This window comes from Thiobacillus denitrificans ATCC 25259 (assembly GCF_000012745.1).
GTDB lineage: Bacteria > Pseudomonadota > Gammaproteobacteria > Burkholderiales > Thiobacillaceae > Thiobacillus > Thiobacillus denitrificans_B.
Genome location: NC_007404.1, coordinates 2,708,267 through 2,725,804, shown reverse-complemented (window position 1 = coordinate 2,725,804; position 17,538 = coordinate 2,708,267). Strand labels below are relative to the sequence as shown.

Annotated in this window: 19 protein-coding genes; 16 read left to right on the top strand and 3 right to left on the bottom strand. The window is 67.4% G+C overall.

From position 1 onward, the window contains the following. Positions 1-63 precede the first annotated feature (63 nt). Entirely contained in the window at positions 64-1,014 is a 951-nt protein-coding gene (locus TBD_RS13305; RefSeq protein ID WP_011313163.1) for a LysR family transcriptional regulator, read from the bottom strand. 171 nt (positions 1,015-1,185) lie between these two features. Between TBD_RS13305 and TBD_RS13300 the strand changes: the two genes are divergently transcribed. From TBD_RS13300 to TBD_RS13245, 12 genes are all read left to right on the top strand, one after another. Continuing rightward, positions 1,186-3,189, top strand: a complete 2,004-nt coding sequence (locus TBD_RS13300) for a CsoS2 family carboxysome shell protein (RefSeq protein WP_011313162.1) — start codon at positions 1,186-1,188, stop codon at positions 3,187-3,189. A 25-nt stretch (positions 3,190-3,214) separates the two neighbouring features. Then, positions 3,215-4,792: a carboxysome shell carbonic anhydrase gene (locus TBD_RS13295; protein ID WP_011313161.1), complete on the top strand. Its 1,578-nt coding sequence runs from the start codon at positions 3,215-3,217 to the stop codon at positions 4,790-4,792. Between the two features lie 9 nt (positions 4,793-4,801). Then, entirely contained in the window at positions 4,802-5,056 is a 255-nt protein-coding gene (locus TBD_RS13290; protein ID WP_011313160.1) for a carboxysome peptide A, read from the top strand. Beyond that, complete coding sequence (locus TBD_RS13285) at positions 5,056-5,373, top strand: carboxysome peptide B (protein WP_011313159.1); 318 nt, start codon at positions 5,056-5,058, stop codon at positions 5,371-5,373. The genes TBD_RS13290 and TBD_RS13285 overlap by 1 nt, the downstream gene beginning before the upstream one ends. Further along, positions 5,358-5,657 carry a BMC domain-containing protein gene (locus TBD_RS13280; RefSeq protein ID WP_011313158.1) on the top strand — a complete coding sequence of 100 codons (300 nt, stop codon included), beginning with the start codon at positions 5,358-5,360 and terminating at the stop codon, positions 5,655-5,657. Before TBD_RS13285 ends, TBD_RS13280 begins: the two co-directional genes overlap by 16 nt. 35 nt (positions 5,658-5,692) lie before the next feature. After that, complete coding sequence (locus TBD_RS13275) at positions 5,693-5,998, top strand: BMC domain-containing protein (RefSeq protein WP_011313157.1); 306 nt, start codon at positions 5,693-5,695, stop codon at positions 5,996-5,998. 13 nt (positions 5,999-6,011) lie between these two features. After that, positions 6,012-6,386, top strand: a complete 375-nt coding sequence (locus TBD_RS13270) for a BMC domain-containing protein (RefSeq protein WP_011313156.1) — start codon at positions 6,012-6,014, stop codon at positions 6,384-6,386. A gap of 22 nt (positions 6,387-6,408) precedes the next feature. Beyond that, positions 6,409-6,852: a ferritin-like domain-containing protein gene (locus TBD_RS13265; protein ID WP_011313155.1), complete on the top strand. Its 444-nt coding sequence runs from the start codon at positions 6,409-6,411 to the stop codon at positions 6,850-6,852. Further along, positions 6,845-7,114, top strand: coding sequence for a 4a-hydroxytetrahydrobiopterin dehydratase (locus TBD_RS13260; protein WP_011313154.1), 270 nt, complete (start codon positions 6,845-6,847; stop codon positions 7,112-7,114). The genes TBD_RS13265 and TBD_RS13260 overlap by 8 nt, the downstream gene beginning before the upstream one ends. A gap of 2 nt (positions 7,115-7,116) precedes the next feature. Then, positions 7,117-7,755, top strand: coding sequence for a ParA family partition ATPase (gene parA / locus TBD_RS13255; protein ID WP_011313153.1), 639 nt, complete (start codon positions 7,117-7,119; stop codon positions 7,753-7,755). Beyond that, positions 7,752-7,982 (top strand): hypothetical protein, encoded by a 231-nt coding sequence (locus TBD_RS13250; RefSeq protein ID WP_041432788.1) that lies wholly within the window; start codon positions 7,752-7,754, stop codon positions 7,980-7,982. The genes parA and TBD_RS13250 overlap by 4 nt, the downstream gene beginning before the upstream one ends. A 199-nt stretch (positions 7,983-8,181) precedes the next feature. Further along, positions 8,182-10,293, top strand: a complete 2,112-nt coding sequence (locus TBD_RS13245) for a SulP family inorganic anion transporter (RefSeq protein WP_011313152.1) — start codon at positions 8,182-8,184, stop codon at positions 10,291-10,293. A gap of 165 nt (positions 10,294-10,458) precedes the next feature. Here TBD_RS13245 and TBD_RS13240 read toward each other — a convergent pair whose 3' ends face one another. After that, positions 10,459-11,367: a LysR family transcriptional regulator gene (locus TBD_RS13240; RefSeq protein ID WP_011313151.1), complete on the bottom strand. Its 909-nt coding sequence runs from the start codon at positions 11,365-11,367 to the stop codon at positions 10,459-10,461. A gap of 133 nt (positions 11,368-11,500) precedes the next feature. On the opposite strand from TBD_RS13240, the gene TBD_RS13235 reads away from it, so the two are divergent. The 3 genes from TBD_RS13235 (at position 11,501) to TBD_RS13225 (ending at position 16,320) form a co-directional block, all read left to right on the top strand. Continuing rightward, complete coding sequence (locus tag TBD_RS13235) at positions 11,501-12,880, top strand: ribulose-bisphosphate carboxylase (protein WP_011313150.1); 1,380 nt, start codon at positions 11,501-11,503, stop codon at positions 12,878-12,880. 301 nt (positions 12,881-13,181) lie between these two features. After that, complete coding sequence (locus tag TBD_RS13230; RefSeq protein WP_011313149.1) at positions 13,182-13,988, top strand: CbbQ/NirQ/NorQ/GpvN family protein; 807 nt, start codon at positions 13,182-13,184, stop codon at positions 13,986-13,988. 43 nt (positions 13,989-14,031) lie between these two features. Beyond that, positions 14,032-16,320, top strand: a complete 2,289-nt coding sequence (locus tag TBD_RS13225; RefSeq protein WP_049750300.1) for a VWA domain-containing protein — start codon at positions 14,032-14,034, stop codon at positions 16,318-16,320. 68 nt (positions 16,321-16,388) lie between these two features. Here TBD_RS13225 and TBD_RS15255 read toward each other — a convergent pair whose 3' ends face one another. Beyond that, positions 16,389-17,048, bottom strand: a complete 660-nt coding sequence (locus TBD_RS15255; RefSeq protein WP_274378360.1) for a bis(5'-nucleosyl)-tetraphosphatase — start codon at positions 17,046-17,048, stop codon at positions 16,389-16,391. A gap of 81 nt (positions 17,049-17,129) precedes the next feature. Here TBD_RS15255 and TBD_RS13215 point away from each other — a divergent pair, with 81 nt between their 5' ends. After that, positions 17,130-17,387, top strand: a complete 258-nt coding sequence (locus TBD_RS13215; RefSeq protein ID WP_041432786.1) for a hypothetical protein — start codon at positions 17,130-17,132, stop codon at positions 17,385-17,387. The last annotated feature ends 151 nt before the right edge of the window (positions 17,388-17,538 follow it).

The window sequence follows — 17,538 nt, the reverse complement described above, 5'->3', positions numbered from 1 at the left end:
CGTCAGCCTCCGGGCGTGCTCGCGACGTTTTTCAGAGGTTCCTGCGCCGCCGTTGGAAACCCGTTACGAGCGCGTCACGCGCCGGCGCGAGCGTGTCACCGGCTTCGGCTGCGGCAGCTTCATGATGCGGTCGGCCTCGTTGAGCACGAACTGGTGGAAGGCCTGCGCGATCGGCGACATGCGCTTGCCGTTGCGATGGACGAGGTACCACTCCTTCATGATCGGGAAGCTCTCGACGCTGAGCAGCGCGATGCGGCTCAGCGCGAGCTCGAATTCGAGCGTGTGCAGCGACACGATGCCGAGGCCCAGACCGGCCATCACCGCGTGCTTGATCGCCTCGTTGCGGCTCATTTCCATCGATGTGTTGAGCTTGATGCCGCGCTGCTCGAAGAAGCGCTCGACCGCGTTGCGCGTGCCGGAGCCGCGCTCGCGCAGGATGAAGTTTTCCTCGACCAGCCGGCTGAGCGGCACGCGCGACACGCCGACCAGCGGATGGTCCGGCGGCGCGATGATGACGAGCGGGTTCTGCATGAAGGCCTGCGAATGCAGTTCGATGTGCTCCGGCGGCGTGCCCATGATCGCCATGTCGGGGGTGTTGTCGTGCAGCTGCTGGACGACCTCCTCGCGGTTGGTGACCTCGAGATGAACCTGGGTGCCGGGATAGCGCTTGAGGAAGGCCGCGAGCAGGTAGGGCGCGAAATACTTGCCGGTGCTCGTGACGGTGAGCGACAGCGTGCCGCGCTTGACGCCTTTCATGTCGTCGAGCACGGATTCGATGTCGCGGAACTGCTGCGCCAAATTGCGGCTGAAGGCGTAGACCTCCTTGCCGGCCTCGGTGAGGAAGATCTTCTTGCCCATCTGCTCGAACAGCGGCATGCCGATCTCCTCCTCGAGCTGCTTGATCTGGGTGGAGACCGCCGGCTGCGTCAGGTGCAGCTCCTCGGAGGCGCGGGTGAAGCTGGAGTGCCGCGCCACCGCTTCGAGCAGGCGCAGCTGGCGAAATGTCACGTTCATGGAAGCCCTTTCCTTGATGTCGATCCATTCACGATAGTGAATGGCAATAATAAATATTATTCATTTTTTATTATGTAACGAGCTCTTTATAGTGACAACAAGGGCGATAGGCCATTCAAGCCCGACGCCAGCACCTAATGATCAACCGCTGATGCATAAGGAAACGAGATTATGAGTGAAGCGACTGCAACTGCGACCGGTGAACGGCTCAGCGGCCGCGAAGCGGCCCTCGCCCGCCGGCGCGCGCTCTCCATCCATGGGAAGAGCGCGCTCCAGAGCGGCCAGGCTGCCAAGCCCCGGAGCGCCACCGAAGCCCGCCTCGCTGCGCGAGCCACCCCGCCGGCGTCGACCCCCGCTGCCTCGGCAGCGCCCGCCGCGAGCTGCGGCTGCCAGCACGGCGAAACCTTTGCCGCCCGCGTCGAGGAAGCGCGCCCCGCCGCCGCTCCCGTGGCGCCGGCCCCGATCTCGGCCGTGCGCAAGCGTCGCATCGAGCAGTCGCAGAAAGGCCGCGGCGATGCACCGCCGTGCCGTCCCTGCGGCCGCGTCAAGCCCGAGCCGCCGAAGGTCCAGACCGGCACGACGCTCGCCGGCAGCACGGTGACCGGAAACCAGGTCGAGCGCACCACGCGCGTGACCGGCAACGAGTCGGGCACCTGCCGCACCGTCACCGGCACCGAATACGTCGGCGCCGAGCAGTTCGGCGAATTCTGCGGCACGCTGCCCGAGCCGGCGCCGGCCAAAGTCGGCCAGACCAGCACGAGCCGCGGCCGTCGCGTGACCGGAACCGAAGTCGGCCGCAGCACCCGCGTGACCGGCGACGAGACCGGCACCTGCAAGCGCGTGACCGGCACCGAATACCTCGCCGCCGAGCAGGCCGGCGAGTTCTGCGGCACCACGCCCGAGCCGCGCCCCGAAAAAGCGGTGATGGGCATGACCGCAGCGCGCAATGCCGTGTCCGGCAGCGACCTCGCGCGCAACGTGAATGTGACCGGCGGCGAAGCCGGCGCGGCGCGCTCGATCACGGGCAGCGCCTACGCCGACGGCTCGGCACGCAGCACCACTGAGGGCCGCGGCCCAAAAAAGGTGGAAACCCGTCGCACGGGGGCTGGCGCAACGGTGAGCGGAACCCTACCGGGACGCTCGTCGAAACTTTCCGGCGATGAGCCGGGCGCCTGCGCGCGTGTGACGGGTTCCGACTACGTCAATACCGAAGAATTCGTTTCCTTCTGCCGCACCGAACCCTACCAGTCACCGGCCAAGGTCGGCGTCTCGCGCACCTTCGCGGGCCAGGACGTGTCCGGCACGCAGGTCGGCCGGGCGGCGCGCGTGACCGGCGACGAGCACGGCACGTGCAAGCCGGTAACCGGGACCTCCTACATCGGCGCCGAGCAGTACGCCGAGTTCTGCGCGGCGCGCACCGCGGCGGAAGCGATCAACCGCGCCCGCCTCAGCCGCAACGCCGATCTGACCGGCATCCAGCCGGGGCCGGACGCGAAGATGACCGGCAACGAGCGCGGCACCTGTCAGCCCGTCAGCGGCACGCCCTACCTCGGCGAAGGTCAGGCGGCGGCTGTCTGCGGCGGTGCGCCGATGGCGCGGGCCTACCGCAGCCGCGGCCCCGAAGGCACGCAGGCGCCGGCGTCGATCACCGGCAACGCGATGGACGCGGGCCAGGGCGGCAACCGCACCGGCGACTTCTCCGTCATGTCGCCGGCGCGCGCCGCGGCCTCGAGCGAAGCGCGGCGTGTCACCGGTAGCGCCTACGGTGTCGGCGGCCGCGTCACCGGTCCGCTGACCCGTGCGACCGGCCTCGTCTCCGGCACGCCCGAATTCCGCTACCGCGACGAAGCCGGCCCCGCGCCGGTCCCGGCAGCGCCTGTGCCCGCCGCACCGGAGCCCGTCGCCGAAGCGGCGCCCGATCGCATCACCGGCGAAGGGCGCGAGCGCCGCATCACCGGCGACGCTTGGGATCGCGGTGGCCGCGTGACCGGTACCGAAGGCCCGGCGACGCGCCGCAATCCGACGCAGCGCGGCGATGCGCGCGGCAACGGCGTGGGTGCGCGCGCGTTCCGCGATGTCGAGACGCCGGCGCCTCCGGCCAGCCGCATCACCGGTAGCGCCGGCAACGCGAGCGCCGGGGCGACGATCACCGTCTCCGGTGGCGCGCGCGGCTGAGCAGGGCGGACCAGGGTAATCAGGCATGAATACGCGTCAACGTCTCGAAGCGATGGGTGCGCGCCGGCCGGCTCCAGTCGGCATGGCGATGCGCACCGCGCCGGCTGCGCAATCGCTGCCGAGCTGGCCGCAGCGCGCGAGCTTCTGCCCGCCCGGGATGGAGGCGCGCGGTGGCGAATGCGTGAGCAGCGCGTGCGCACCGCAGGCCCACCCGCTCATCGACGCCGTGCGCAATGCCGAGCTCGCCGAATACGAGCGCACGGTGCGCGAACGTTTCGATGCGATCGTGCCGACGCTCAAGGAGATCGCCGGGCTGCAGCATGAAGCCGGTTTCGAGCAGCGCGCCCAGCAGATCGCGGGCGAGCGCCTCGGTTTCACGCTGCCTGAAGCGGTGCTCGCCGACGCCTGGATCACCACGCTCGACATGCGCGCGCTCTACGGTCACAGCGTGCTGCAGACCTACCACTGGCTGGCGCGCGACTTCACGGCGCGCTGGGACGGGCACGCCGAAGCGCAGGCCGTCGAACGCTTCTTCATCGAATGCGGGTTTCACGAGGTCGACATCAGTTCCTGCGCCGACGGCCGTCTCAAGGGTCTGCTTCAGTTCGTGCTGCGCCTGCCGCACCAGGCCGTGCACCGCCGCAAGTCGTATGCCGGCGCGCTGTTCGACGTCGAGCTCAACGTCAAGCACTGGACCGAGACCGAACTGCGCCGCTTCCGCGAGGGCGTGCCGACGACGTCTGACGCCGGTACCCGCTACCTCAAGATCGCGGTCTACCACTTCAGCAGCTCGGATCCCGAACACGAGGGCTGCGCCGCGCACGGCAGTGACGACACGCGCGCGGCCCAGGCTGCGCTCGATCGCCTGGCCGCATTCCGCACCGCGATCGAGAACGGCTTCTGCTGCGGGGCTTCGGTCGCGACGCTGCTGATCGGCGTCGACACCGACACCGACGCGATCCGGGTTCACGTGCCCGACGCCGACGGCGCGATGCGCACCGACTGCGCGGTCGACAATCTCGCCGTTTATCGCCAGACCGCGGGCATGGCCGCCTCGGAGGCGCGCTGGCGGCTCGACACCGCGATCGACGAAGCCGCGCGCGAACACGGCCGCAGCGCACCCGAGTCGGGCATGCGCCGGCTGATCGAACGGCTGCTGACGAACAACCTGTCGCAGATCGACTACGTCTGCGCGCAGCACAACGGCCGCTATGCCGACATCGGCCACGCCGAACGTTTCATCAACATCGGCGACGGCTTCGACGAGGTCTTCCTGCGCAACCTCGCCTACTTCGGTCACCTGCACACGATCGAGGAGGGCGCGGCGGACATGGACGTCGGCGTCAAGATTTTCAGCGGTCTCAACGTGGCGCGCGGGCTGCCGATTCCGATCGCGATCCATTATCGCTACGACGCACAGGTGCCCGGTTCGCGCGAGCGCGCGGTCGCGCGCTGCCGCCGGGTCAAGGCCGCGATCGAGACGCGCTACCCGCATCTGGCCAAGGAAGGCCTGCTCTATTGCGGCATGACCGTGCAGGGCAAGGGCCCGGGCAGCGCGCACGAAGCGGTGACGGATTGCGATGGCAACTCGCAGGGTCATTGAGGTGAAGCAATGAAGATCATGCAAGTGGAAAAAACCCTGGTCTCGACCAACCGCGTGCGCGAAATGGGCCACCGTCCGCTGCTGGTCGTGCGCGAGAAGGCTGGCGGCACGCGCAGCGTCGCGGTCGACGCGGTCGGCTGCATTCCGGGCGACTGGGTCATCTGCGTCGGCAGTTCGGCGGCGCGCGAGGCGGCCGGCGCGAAGGACTTTCCGAGCGATCTGACGATCATCGGCATCATCGATCACTGGCAGGAGCAGCACTGATGGAAATCATGCGCGTGATGTCGGATCTGGTCTGCACCCGGCGCATCCCCGGCCTGTACAGCGCGTCGCTGCGCGTACTGGCCGACCAGAAAGGCGTGCTCGCCGTGGCTGTCGACCCGGTCGGCGTGCCGGAAGGCAAATGGGTATTCACCGCCGGCGGCTCGGCCGCTCGCTACGGCGCCGGCGATTACAGGATTCTTACCGATTTGACGATCCTCGGGATCATCGATCAGTGGGATGTGGTGGATGGGCACCACGAGGCAACGAAGGCAGTTTCATTAACGTGTAAAGGAGAAACATCATGGCAAACGCAATGACGGGCATCGCCCTTGGAATGATTGAAACGCGTGGTCTGGTGCCGGCGATCGAAGCCGCCGACGCCATGACCAAAGCGGCTGAAGTGCGCCTGATCGGTCGCCAGTTCGTCGGCGGCGGTTACGTCACCGTGCTCGTGCGCGGCGAGACCGGTGCGGTCAACGCTGCGGTGCGTGCCGGTGCGGACGCTTGCGAGCGCGTGGGTGACGGCCTGGTCGCCGCCCACATCATCGCCCGCGTGCACAACGAAGTCGAAAACATCCTGCCGACCGCAGCCGCGGCCTGACCGGGTGAACGCAACTTGTAATAGGAGATAGCAAAATGGCTACTGGAATGACGGGCATTGCCCTCGGCATGATCGAAACCCGCGGGCTGGTTCCCGCGATCGAAGCGGCGGACGCGATGACCAAGGCGGCTGAAGTGCGCCTGATCGGCCGCCAGTTCGTCGGCGGCGGCTACGTCACCGTGCTCGTGCGCGGCGAGACTGGCGCGGTCAACGCGGCGGTGCGCGCCGGTGCGGATGCGTGCGAGCGTGTGGGTGACGGCCTGGTCGCCGCCCACATCATCGCTCGCGTGCACAGCGAGGTCGAAAACATCCTGCCGACGGCCGAAGCCGCCGCGGCCTGACGAGGGCACGGCCATGGACATGGTAGTTGAAGCGCAGCGGTCGAGCGTGACAGGTACCGCCACCGGCATCGCTCTCGGCATGATCGAAACCCGCGGTCTGGTGCCCGCCATCGAGGCGGCGGACGCCATGACCAAGGCGGCCGAAGTGCGCCTGATCGGCCGCCAGTTCGTCGGCGGCGGCTACGTCACCGTGCTCGTGCGCGGCGAGACCGGCGCGGTCAACGCAGCGGTGCGTGCCGGTGCGGATGCCTGCGAGCGCGTGGGCGACGGCCTCGTCGCCGCCCACATCATCGCCCGCGTGCACAACGAAGTCGAAGGCATCCTGCCGACCGAGGCTGATGCAGGCGGCGGCGGGCGCGACGGCGAGGTGGCCTGCGTCAACTCCTGACGGGCGAGAGCGAGGACAGGCGATGGATCCACGACTACTGGGGTATCTCAATCGGGCATTGGCGCACGAGCTCGCTGCGGTGCAGCAGTACATGGCCCAGTCGCGGCTGTGCGACCTGTGGAAACTGGCCGATTACTGCAGCCATTTCCACCAGGACGTCATCGAGGAGCTCGGTCACGTCGCGAGCCTGACCGACGCCCTGCTGAAGCTCGGCACGGCGCCGAACGCGATGCAGTTGCCGCCGGTGCGGCTCGGGCGCAGCCTCGAGGAGATGCTCGCGATCGATCGTGTGCTCGAGGTCGAGGCGGTGCGCTTGTATGAGGAAGCGGCGGCGTATAGCGCGCGGGTGCGCGACGACGTCCATCACGCGCTGTTCCGGAAGATCCTCAACGACGAACTGGAACATCTGCAGGAACTCGACCGCATGGAAGCCGATCTGGTGCGCAAGGAGAAACGTTATGCCTGACGACAACAACCCGATCCCGCACTGGCAGCGACAGGACCTGCCGCCGATGCTGAGCCGGCGTTTCGAGTTCGAGACCTACAGCGAAACGCGGCGCTTCCTCGACGGCGTCGCCGAGCTCGCCGAAGCCGCGCAGCACTACCCGAACCTGAGCTTCGGCAAGACCTACGTCAGCGTCACGCTCGACGCCGACGGCAAGAAGGTCGGCCCCGACCTGGTCGCCCTGGCCCAGCAGATCGACAGCCTGGTCGCAGGCACGCCCTGACGATGCCCGCCTTGCGCATCGCGCTGGCGAACCAGAAGGGCGGCACCGGCAAGACGACGCTCGCGGTGAATCTCGCCGCAGGGTTCCATCGGCGCGCGGCGACCGCGCTCGTCGACGCCGACCCGCAGGGTTCGGCCGGACAGTGGGCGCGGCTCGCCGGCCAGCCCGACGACCTGCCGCAGGTACGCACGGTCGGTGCGGCAGCGGTCGAAGCCGTGATCGGCGAGGCGGCGCGCACGCACCGCTACGTGCTGGTCGACTGCCCGCCGCATCTGCAGTCGGGCGCGCTCGACGCCGTCATGCACGCGGTCGACGTGGTGCTGATCCCGGTCCAGCCGTCGCCGCTGGATCTGTGGGCGAGCGTCGACATGGCCGACGCGGTGCGCGACACGCAGCGACGCAACACGCGGCTGCGCGCGTATCTGGTCGTCAATCAGCTCGACCGGCGCAATGCGCTGTCGGGGGCGATGCAGCAGGCGCTCGCGGAATTCGGCCTGCCTGCGCTCGCGAACGGACTGACGCGTCGCGCCGCCTTCCGCAGCGCGGCGCTCGAAGGCGGCAGCGTGTATGCACTGGGCCACCGCGGTGCAGCCGCGGCGGCCGATGTGGAAGCAATCATCAAGGAGGTACTGCGCTCATGAACAAGGCATCGGGAAAGCTCGCCGCAGGCGTGCGCAAGATGAAGACCCAGCAGAAGCCGGACGTCGACGACACGACGGCCGCGCGCGGCGAGATACCGGCGCACGCGCCCGTGACGTCGTCGCAAGCCGTGACGACGTCGCAACCCGTGGCCGCGCCGCAGCCCGTGGCTGCACCGCGCCCCACGCCGGCGCAGGCCCTGCATCCGGAGCGTGTCTGGCCGGATTGACGAGTACGTCGCAGGCGGGTGTCGGGCGCCGGGTCATCCCCAGCGGCCGCGCGGACACGACACCCGCCCGCAGGCGTGCATCCCGCAGTTGACTCACGACCCCGCGGCTGGACGTCCGCCGCGGATCGGAACGTGCCGGGCCAGGCGGCCCGGCCATGGATGAGCGCCCAGCTCTCGCTTGAAGCCTGACGGAGAGATCATGACGACGCGTCCGAATCCGCTACTACGTTTTCTGCCTTTCCTCGCGTGGTTCCCGATGACGCGGGAGAGCCTGCGCGCGGACCTGCTCGCCGGCATCACGGTGTCGCTGATCCTGGTGCCGCAGAGCATGGCCTATGCCCAGCTCGCGGGTTTACCGGTAGTGTACGGCCTTTACGCCGGCTTCCTGCCGGTGATCGTCGCCTCGCTGTGGGGATCGCTGCGCCAGCTGCACACGGGCCCGACCGCGATGCTGTCCCTGATGTCGGCCGCCGCGCTGATCCCCTACGCCGCGACCGGCAGCGAGACCTTCATCGCGCTGTCGCTGATGCTCGCGCTGATGGTCGGCATCCTGCGTCTGGCGCTGGGCCTCTTCCGGCTCGGCGTGGTCGTGAACTTTCTGTCGCATCCGGTCATCATCGGCTTCACCAACGCCGCCGCGCTGATCATCGGCCTGTCCCAGCTCAACAAGCTCGTCAACGTGCCGATGCCTCGCAGCGACTGGTTCCTCGGCGATCTCTGGGTCGTGCTGCAGCAGCTCGGCAGTACCCACTGGCCGACGCTGGGGTTCGGCCTCGGGGCGTTCGCGCTCATCCTCGTGCTGCAGAAGCGCCTGCCGCGCCTGCCCGGCGTGCTGATCGCGATCGTCGTCACAACGCTCGCGAGCTATGCGATCGACTTCGAGCGCACGGCGAAGGCCGGCGTCGACGCGATCGAGGACCCCGGCGTGCGCGCGCAGGTGATGCAACTCGACCAGGCGACCGCCGAGCTGCAGCGCCACAACGAGACGGCGGCGCGCCTGCAGTCCGAACTTGCGCGTGCCGAGGATGACGGTGCGCCGCTCGACACGCTGCTCGACCTCAAGGGCGACATCGCACGCAGCCAGGCCGCTGCCTACGCGCTCGGCGATCGCATGATGACGCTGCGCATCCAGCTGCACCGTGTCGACTTCACCCAGCAGAGCGGTGCCGACGGCGCGCCGCGTTTCGCGGTGGCCGGCGAGATGCCGAAAAGCGAGCCGCTCGGCACGGGGCACTGGCGCTTCGGCGGCATCGCCGGCGGCGAGGTCACGTTCACGGGTGGCGGCGAGGTGGTCGGCGCGATCCCCGCGGGCGTGCCCGGCTTCCAGGTGCCGCACGTCGACTGGGCGCTGGTGCTGCCTCTGTTGCCGGCCGCGCTGGTCATGGCCCTGCTCGGCTTCATGGAGGCGACGTCGATCTCCAAGGCGATCAGCGCCAAGACCGGCCAGCGCATCGACACCAACCGCGAACTGGTGGGACAAGGTCTCGCCAACATCGTCGGCAGTTTCTTCCACGCCTACGTCGTCAGCGGCTCGTTCTCGCGTTCCGCGGTCGCCGCGCGCGAGGGCGCGCGAACGGGGCTGTTCGCGATCGTCAGCGCGCTCGGCGTCCTCGCCGTCATGCTGTTCCTGACGCCGCTGCTCTATCACCTGCCGCAGGCCGTGCTCGCGGCGGTCATCATGCTCGCGGTGTTCGGTCTCGTACGCGTCGCGCCGCTCTTCCACGCTTGGAAGGTCAACCGCCCCGACGCGGTGATCGGCATCGCCACCTTCGTCGCCACGGTCGCGATGGCGCCGGCGCTCGCCAACGGCATCCTGCTCGGCGTAGGCCTGACCGTCGCGCTCTACCTGTTCCGCAACATGCGGCCGCGCGCCGAAATCCTCGGCCGCCATCCCGACGGCGTGCTCGGCGGGATCGACACCCACAACCTGCCCGCCGTCAGTGAGCATTACGTCGCGCTGCGCTTCGACGGCTCGCTCAACTTCGTCAACGTCGCCTACTTCGAAGATGTGGTGCTGCAGGCGCTCGAGCGCTTCCCGCACGCGAAGGCCGTGCTCGTCATCGGCAGCGGCATCAATGACCTCGACGTCTCGGGCGAGGAGAAGCTGCGTGCGCTCGTCGAGCAGCTGCGCGCGCGCAACGTGAATCTCTATTTCAGCAGCCTCAAGCGGCAGGTGCTGGCGGCGTTCGAGAGAAGCGGGCTGTCGTCCGTGATTCCGGGCGACCACATCTTCAAGACCAAGGAAGTCGCCCTCAAGACGCTCGACGCCTGCTACGGCAGCGGGCGAATCGGGCCAGCGGTACCCGCCTGAGCGCGCGTACGGCAACTTTACGTTTCGCTGTCTTCGACGCGTCCCGCATCGCCGATTGTCTGGTCGTTCGTTCTCGTGCTGACGGCGCGATGACTGCGGTTCGGGTCGCGCCCTAGGCGTGCCGATGCGCACGCAGGCGCGTACGGACATTGTTGGAGTGCCGTACTAGGCTGGCCGGCGACGTCCGCCTTGTCCCCCCAGCACGAATTTCTTGAACGCCTGCGCCACCGGCGACAGCCGCTTGTCGGCGCGGTGCACTACGTACCAGTGGCGCATGATCGGGAAGCCTTCGGCCTTCAACACCGCGAGGCGCTTGAGCGCAAGTTCGAGTTCCAGCGTCTGCAGCGAAAGGATGCCAAGCCCGAGTCCGGCCTGAACCGCCTGACGGATCGCCTCGTTGCTGCTCATTTCCATGCTGCTCTTCAGTTCGAGGCCGCGCGCGGCGAAGAAGCGTTCCATCGCGCCGCGCGTGCCCGAGCCGGCTTCGCGCACGAGGAAGGGTTCGTCGGCGAGCGTTTCGATCGGCACCTTGCGCCGCGATGCCAGCGGATGGTCGGGTGGGGCGATCACGACCAGCGGATTGTCCATGAAGCGCGTCGCGTCGAGGCCGAGGTGGTCGGGCACCTGCCCCATGATCGCGAGGTCGACCTGATTGCCGACCAGCATGTCGAGCACCTCGGCGCGATTCGACACGCCGAGGTGAATCGCGATGTCCGGATAGCGCGCGCGGAAGCGGGCGAGGATGCCGGTCGCGACCGCGTTCACGGTCGACGTGACGGCCAGAGTGAGCCGCCCCTGTTCGAGGCCGCGCAGCTGGACGAGGTTGTGCTGCAGGTCGTCGAGACGCGCCGTGATCGCCTGGCTCGCGTGCAGTACCTCGCGGCCCGCGTCGGTCAGGAAAATCTTTCTCCCGATCTGCTCGGTGAGCGGCATGCCGAGAATCACCTCGATGCCGCGCACCTGCATCGACACCGCGGGCTGCGAGAGATGCAGCTCTTCCGCGGCGCGCGAGAACGACAGATGGCGCGCGACCGCTTCGAAAATCCGGAACTGGCGTAAGGTCAGCCGCCTCATTCGATATATAAGCCCATTGATATGGGTTTTATCAGAACAATTGAATATTCATTATATAAGCGTCTGCGTATAGTCGCCCCGTCTTGGGGAGCCCCAGCCCTGAACACGATAACCGTTCACGCAGGAGTCAGTCATGGATCAATCCGCACGTTACGCAGACCTCTCGCTCAAGGAAGAGGACCTGATCAAGGGTGGCCGCCACATCCTGGTCGCCTACAAGATGAAACCGAAGTCCGGCTACGGCTACCTCGAGGCCGCCGCGCACTTCGCCGCCGAGTCGTCGACCGGTACCAACGTCGAAGTCTCGACGACCGACGACTTCACCAAGGGCGTCGACGCGCTCGTCTACTACATCGACGAAGCCAGCGAAGACATGCGGATCGCCTATCCGCTCGAGCTGTTCGACCGTAACGTCACCGACGGCCGCTTCATGCTGGTCTCGTTCCTGACGCTCGCGATCGGCAACAACCAGGGCATGGGTGACATCGAACACGCCAAGATGATCGACTTCTACGTGCCCGAGCGCTGCATCCAGATGTTCGACGGCCCCGCGACCGACATCTCCAACCTGTGGCGCATCCTCGGCCGCCCGGTGGTCAACGGCGGCTACATCGCCGGCACCATCATCAAGCCCAAGCTCGGTCTGCGTCCCGAGCCGTTCGCCAAGGCCGCCTACCAGTTCTGGCTCGGTGGCGACTTCATCAAGAACGACGAACCCCAGGGCAACCAGGTCTTCTGCCCGCTGAAGAAGGTGCTGCCGCTCGTGTACGACGCGATGAAGCGCGCGCAGGACGATACCGGTCAGGCCAAGCTGTTCTCGATGAACATCACCGCTGACGACCACTACGAGATGTGCGCCCGCGCCGACTACGCGCTCGAAGTCTTCGGCCCCGACGCCGACAAGCTGGCGTTCCTGGTCGACGGCTACGTCGGCGGCCCCGGCATGGTGACCACGGCCCGTCGGCAGTACCCCGGCCAGTACCTGCACTACCACCGTGCCGGCCACGGTGCCGTGACCTCGCCTTCGGCCAAGCGTGGCTACACCGCTTTCGTGCTCGCCAAGATGAGCCGCCTGCAGGGGGCTTCGGGCATCCACGTCGGCACCATGGGCTACGGCAAGATGGAAGGCGAAGGCGACGACAAGATCATCGCCTACATGATCGAGCGCGACGAGTGCCAGGGCCCGGTGTACTTCCAGAAGTGGTACGGCATGAAGCCGACGACGCCGATCATCTCCGGCGGCATGAACGCGCTGCGTCTGCCCGGCTTCTTCGAGAACCTCGGTCACGGCAACGTCATCAACACCGCCGGCGGTGGCTCCTACGGCCACATCGATTCCCCGGCGGCCGGCGCGATCTCGCTGCGCCAGTCGTACGAGTGCTGGAAGCAAGGCGCCGATCCGATCGAGTTCGCCAAGGAGCACAAGGAATTCGCGCGTGCGTTCGAGTCGTTCCCCAAGGACGCCGACAAGCTCTTCCCGGGCTGGCGCGAAAAGCTGGGCGTGCACAAGTAAGCCCGGCGGAGGGCGGAGCAGTGCCTGCCGCCGCAAGGCGGGAGGGCTGCCCCGGAACGCTGTGCCAAGGAAACGGCACAGTGCAGGAGCAGCATTGGCGCGCATTCACTATCGCGTTGCCTTGCGATGGCCGTTCATGCGCGCCACCCCGGAGCGGGCTTGCTCGCATCCCACCGCCCCCAGCACACGCCCCCGGCTCGCCGGGGGCGTTTTTCATCCGGCCGAAACCCGGATCGCATCACGGATCGTCCACATTCCCATGCCCCGCGGCATCGGCATGCGGATCTAACAGGAGCGCGTCATGACGACGAACAAGGAACAGTACAAGGTTCACCAGGAACCCTATTACCAGGCGCAAGGCCGCGAAGTGCAGCTTTACGAGGCCGCGTACCGCAATCGCCTGCCGGTCATGGTCAAGGGCCCGACCGGCTGCGGCAAGTCGCGCTTCGTCGAATACATGGCGTGGAAACTGAACAAGCCGCTGATCACGGTCGCGTGCAACGAGGACATGACGGCGAGCGATCTCGTCGGCCGTTATCTGCTGGAAGCGAACGGCACGCGGTGGCTCGACGGGCCGCTCACGACCGCTGCCCGCATCGGCGCGATCTGCTATCTGGATGAGGTCGTCGAGGCGCGCCAGGACACGACCGTCGTCATCCACCCACTGACCGACCACCGCCGCACGCTGCCGCTCGACAAGAAGGGCGAGCTGATCGAGGCGCACCCCGACTTCCAGCTCGTGATCTCGTACAACCCGGGCTACCAGTCGCTGATGAAGGACCTCAAGCAGTCGACCAAGCAGCGCTTCGCCGCGTTCGACTTCGACTACCCGGACGCAGCGCTCGAGACGACGATTCTCGCCAGGGAGACCGGGCTCGACGAGACGACCGCCGGCAGGCTCGTGAAGATCGGCGGCGTGGCGCGCAACCTCAAGGGCCACGGTCTCGACGAGGGCATCTCGACGCGTCTGCTCGTCTACGCCGCGACCCTGATGAAGGACGGCGTCGACGCGGGTGACGCCTGCCGCATGGCGCTCGTGCGCCCGATCACCGACGACGCCGACATCCGCGAGACGCTCGATCATGCGATCGACGCGACGTTTGCTTGAGTAGACGCCCGTGAGCACCGACACCGCCTACCAGCACCCGCTGATGGCCGCGTACTGGAAAGCGCTCGATACGCGCTTCGCGCAGGTCGAGGAGGTGTTCGACGACTGCATGGCCGAAGCGCTCACGGTGCTCTCGGCCGAAGGCGTGGCCGCCTACCTCGAGGCGGGCCGCGTGATCGGCAAGCTCGGCCGCGGCGTCGAACCGATGCTGGCCTTCCTCGAGGAATGGCCGTCGACCGCGCAAGCGGTCGGCGAAGCCGCGCTGCCGATGGTCATGGCACTGATTCAGCGCATGCAGAAGTCACCAAACGGCAAGGCTATTGCACCGTTCCTGCAGACGCTCGCGCCGGTCGCGCGACGTTTGCAGTCGGCCGAGCAGTTGCAGCATTACGTCGACGTCACGCTCGACTTCATGACGCGCACGACGGGCTCGATCCACGGTCACCACACGACGTTCCCGAGCCCGGGGTTGCCCGAGTTCTTCGCGCAGGCGCCGAATCTGCTGAACCAGCTCACGCTCGCGGGCCTCAGGAACTGGGTCGAGTACGGCATCCGCAACTACGGCACGCATCCCGAGCGCCAGCAGGACTACTTCAGCCTGCAGTCGGCCGATGCGCGGGCCGTGCTGCAGCGCGAGCGGCATGGCACGCTCCTGGTTGACGTCGAACGCAAGCTCGATTTGTACCTGCGCGGGCTGTGGCAGGACCACGACCACCTCGTCCCCTATTCGACCGCATTCGACGAGATCAGAAAACCGGTTCCGTATTACGACAAGCTCGGCATGCGCCTGCCCGACGTCTACGACGACCTCGTCCTCCCGTGTCCGGCAGGGCGGGGAGGGGCTGGCGGAGAAGACGTTCTCGTCTCGGGCCTCGACCGCTACCGCGCAACGCTCGCGCACATGGTCGGTCACCGCCGCTGGTCTGAGGCGCAGATCGCCGACAACTGGAGCCCGTTCCAGCGCATGGCGGTCGAGTTCTTCGAGGACTGCCGCGTCGAGACGCTGTTGATGCGCGAGTATCCGGGCCTGGCGCGGATCTTCCGCGCGCTGCATCCGAAGCCGGTCGAAGCCGCGTGCGACGGCGAGACGACGTCGTGCCTGCGCCACCGGCTGGCGATGCTGTCGCGCGCGTTCATCGACCCCGACCATGGCTATGCGGCCCCGGTGCTCAACGACTTCGTCGCGCGTTTTCACGCGCGCCTGGCCGACGGCACGTCGAGCACGAGCGAGATGGCCGATCTCGCGCTCTCGTATGTCGCCAAAACGCGCCGGCCGAGTGACCAGTTCGCCAAGGTGCACTTCGACGACACCGTCGTCGACTACCGTGACGACAACCGCCAACTGTGGAAATTCATCGAAGAAGGCGACGAGGAAGAGGCGTTCGACGCGAAGCGCAAAATCGAGCCCGGCGAGGAAATCCAGGGCCTGCCCCCACGCCACTACCCCGAGTGGGACTACACGAGCCAGACCTACCGCCCCGATTGGGTGAGCGTCTACGAGGGCCTGCACCGCTCCGGCAACGCGGGCGACATCGACCGCTTGCTCGCCAAACACGCGGCGCTCGCTAAGCGGCTGAAGAAGATGCTCGATCTCCTGAAGCCGCAGGACAAGGTGCGCGTGCGCTACCAGGAGGAGGGCAGCGAACTCGATCTCGACGTCGCGATCCGCTCGCTGATCGACTTCAAGGGCGGCGCGACGCCCGATCCGCGCATCAACATGAGCCATCGCAGCGACGGCCGCGATATCGCCGTGATGCTGTTGCTCGACCTGTCGGAATCGCTCAACGAAAAAGCTGCGGGCGCCGGGCAGACCATCCTCGAACTGTCGCAAGAGGCCGTCTCGCTGCTTGCCTGGTCGATCGAAAAGCTCGGCGACCCGTTCGCGATCGCCGGCTTTCACTCGAACACGCGGCACGACGTGCGCTATTTCCACATCAAGGGCTACAGCGAACGCTGGAACGACGACGTCAAGGCGCGCCTCGCCGCGATGGAAGCGGGCTACTCGACGCGCATGGGCGCGGCGATGCGCCACGCCGCGCATTACCTTTCGGCACGGCCGGCGGACAAAAAGCTGATGCTGATCCTGACCGACGGCCGTCCGTCCGACGTCGACGCGGCGGACGAGCGCCTGCTCGTCGAGGACGCGCGCCAGGCGGTCAAGGAACTCGACCGGCAGGGCATATTCGCCTACTGCATCAGCCTCGACGCGCAACTGAAAGCCGGCGCCGACGACTATGTCGCCGAGATCTTCGGGCGCCAGTACACCGTCATCGACCGCGTCGAGCGGCTGCCCGAGCGGCTGCCCGAGCTTTTCATGGCGTTGACCAAATAGCGATCGACAGCGTCGACCGGGGGCCCGGACCGAAACAGGCCCGGCTCTCGGGAGCAGCCGGTCCGCTCTCAGCGCGCGATGCCGTCCTCGGCTGCGAGCCGCTCGCGTGCCCATGTCAGGATCGGCGCCAGCCGCGGCGGCAGTAGATCCTGCGCCGTGTCGAAATCGACCCAGCGCCACTCGTCGTGCTCGGGCCGACCGAGCTCGGGGGAAACCGGAAGCGTGATCTGCGTCTGCTGCGTTTCGGCGAGGTAGTAGCGGGCGATCTTGCCCTGGCCGTACGGTGCGGTCTCGCGAAAGTCGTCGCCCCAGGCGAAGACGAGATCGTCGATCCCCGTTTCCTCGGCGGTCTCCCGTATCGCCGCGTCGTGCGGCGGCTCGCCCGCTTCGACGACACCCTTCGGGAAGTCCCAGTTGCGGTAGGCACGCAGCACGAGCAGACGCCAGCCGCCGGCCTCGCGGCGCACGGCGACGACACCGGCCGAAAGCGTCCGCGGCTTTGGCGCGGCGGGCAGAGGCGGGTTCGTGTCGCTGATTTTTGAACTCCGGAATTGATCGGACTGAAAAACCGGCCGGGAACGACCGGCACCGTGCCGCGACGTGCGTCTCGCGCACCGGCCACGCTGGCCCGACAGCTGGAGCGGCCCTGACGGAATGATAAGACAGCGCGCGATGCGTCTGCCGCCAGCTCGCAGGCCGGATACGCTGTTCGAAGGGTGGAACGGCAAGCCGGCCGGCGGGTCACTATCAGGGTGGGGACGGACCCTCCCCAAGGGGGCCGGCCGCTTCGTCGAGAAAAGGAAGCCGCGATGAAACTGAGCGAGTACGTCGAAACCGCCGCGCGAGAATACCTGCAGGAGACGGCGAGCGACCAGCTCGACGCCCGCTGGGTCGCCGAGTTCTTTCAGGACGCCGGCGTGCAGGACGCGTACCCCCGGCAAGACCTCGTCGCCTTTGCGGCATTGGTGCAGAAGGCCTTGACCGAGAAATCGGAAAAAGCCGGCAAGCACACGCGCTTCCAGCTCGCGCGCATCGTGGCCTTGCCTCGGTCGCCCCGCAAATCGTGAGGTCGATCGCCCTGAGGCCGCTTCACGCCGTGCGAGCAGGCATGGCAGCCGGAGCGCCCGAATTCCCGCGCGCGGGGTGGGGCGATGTCTTGTTCAAGCGCCGAGTCGCCGCGTGGTCTACGCTTTAAAAATTCTTTAATTTTCCAACGGA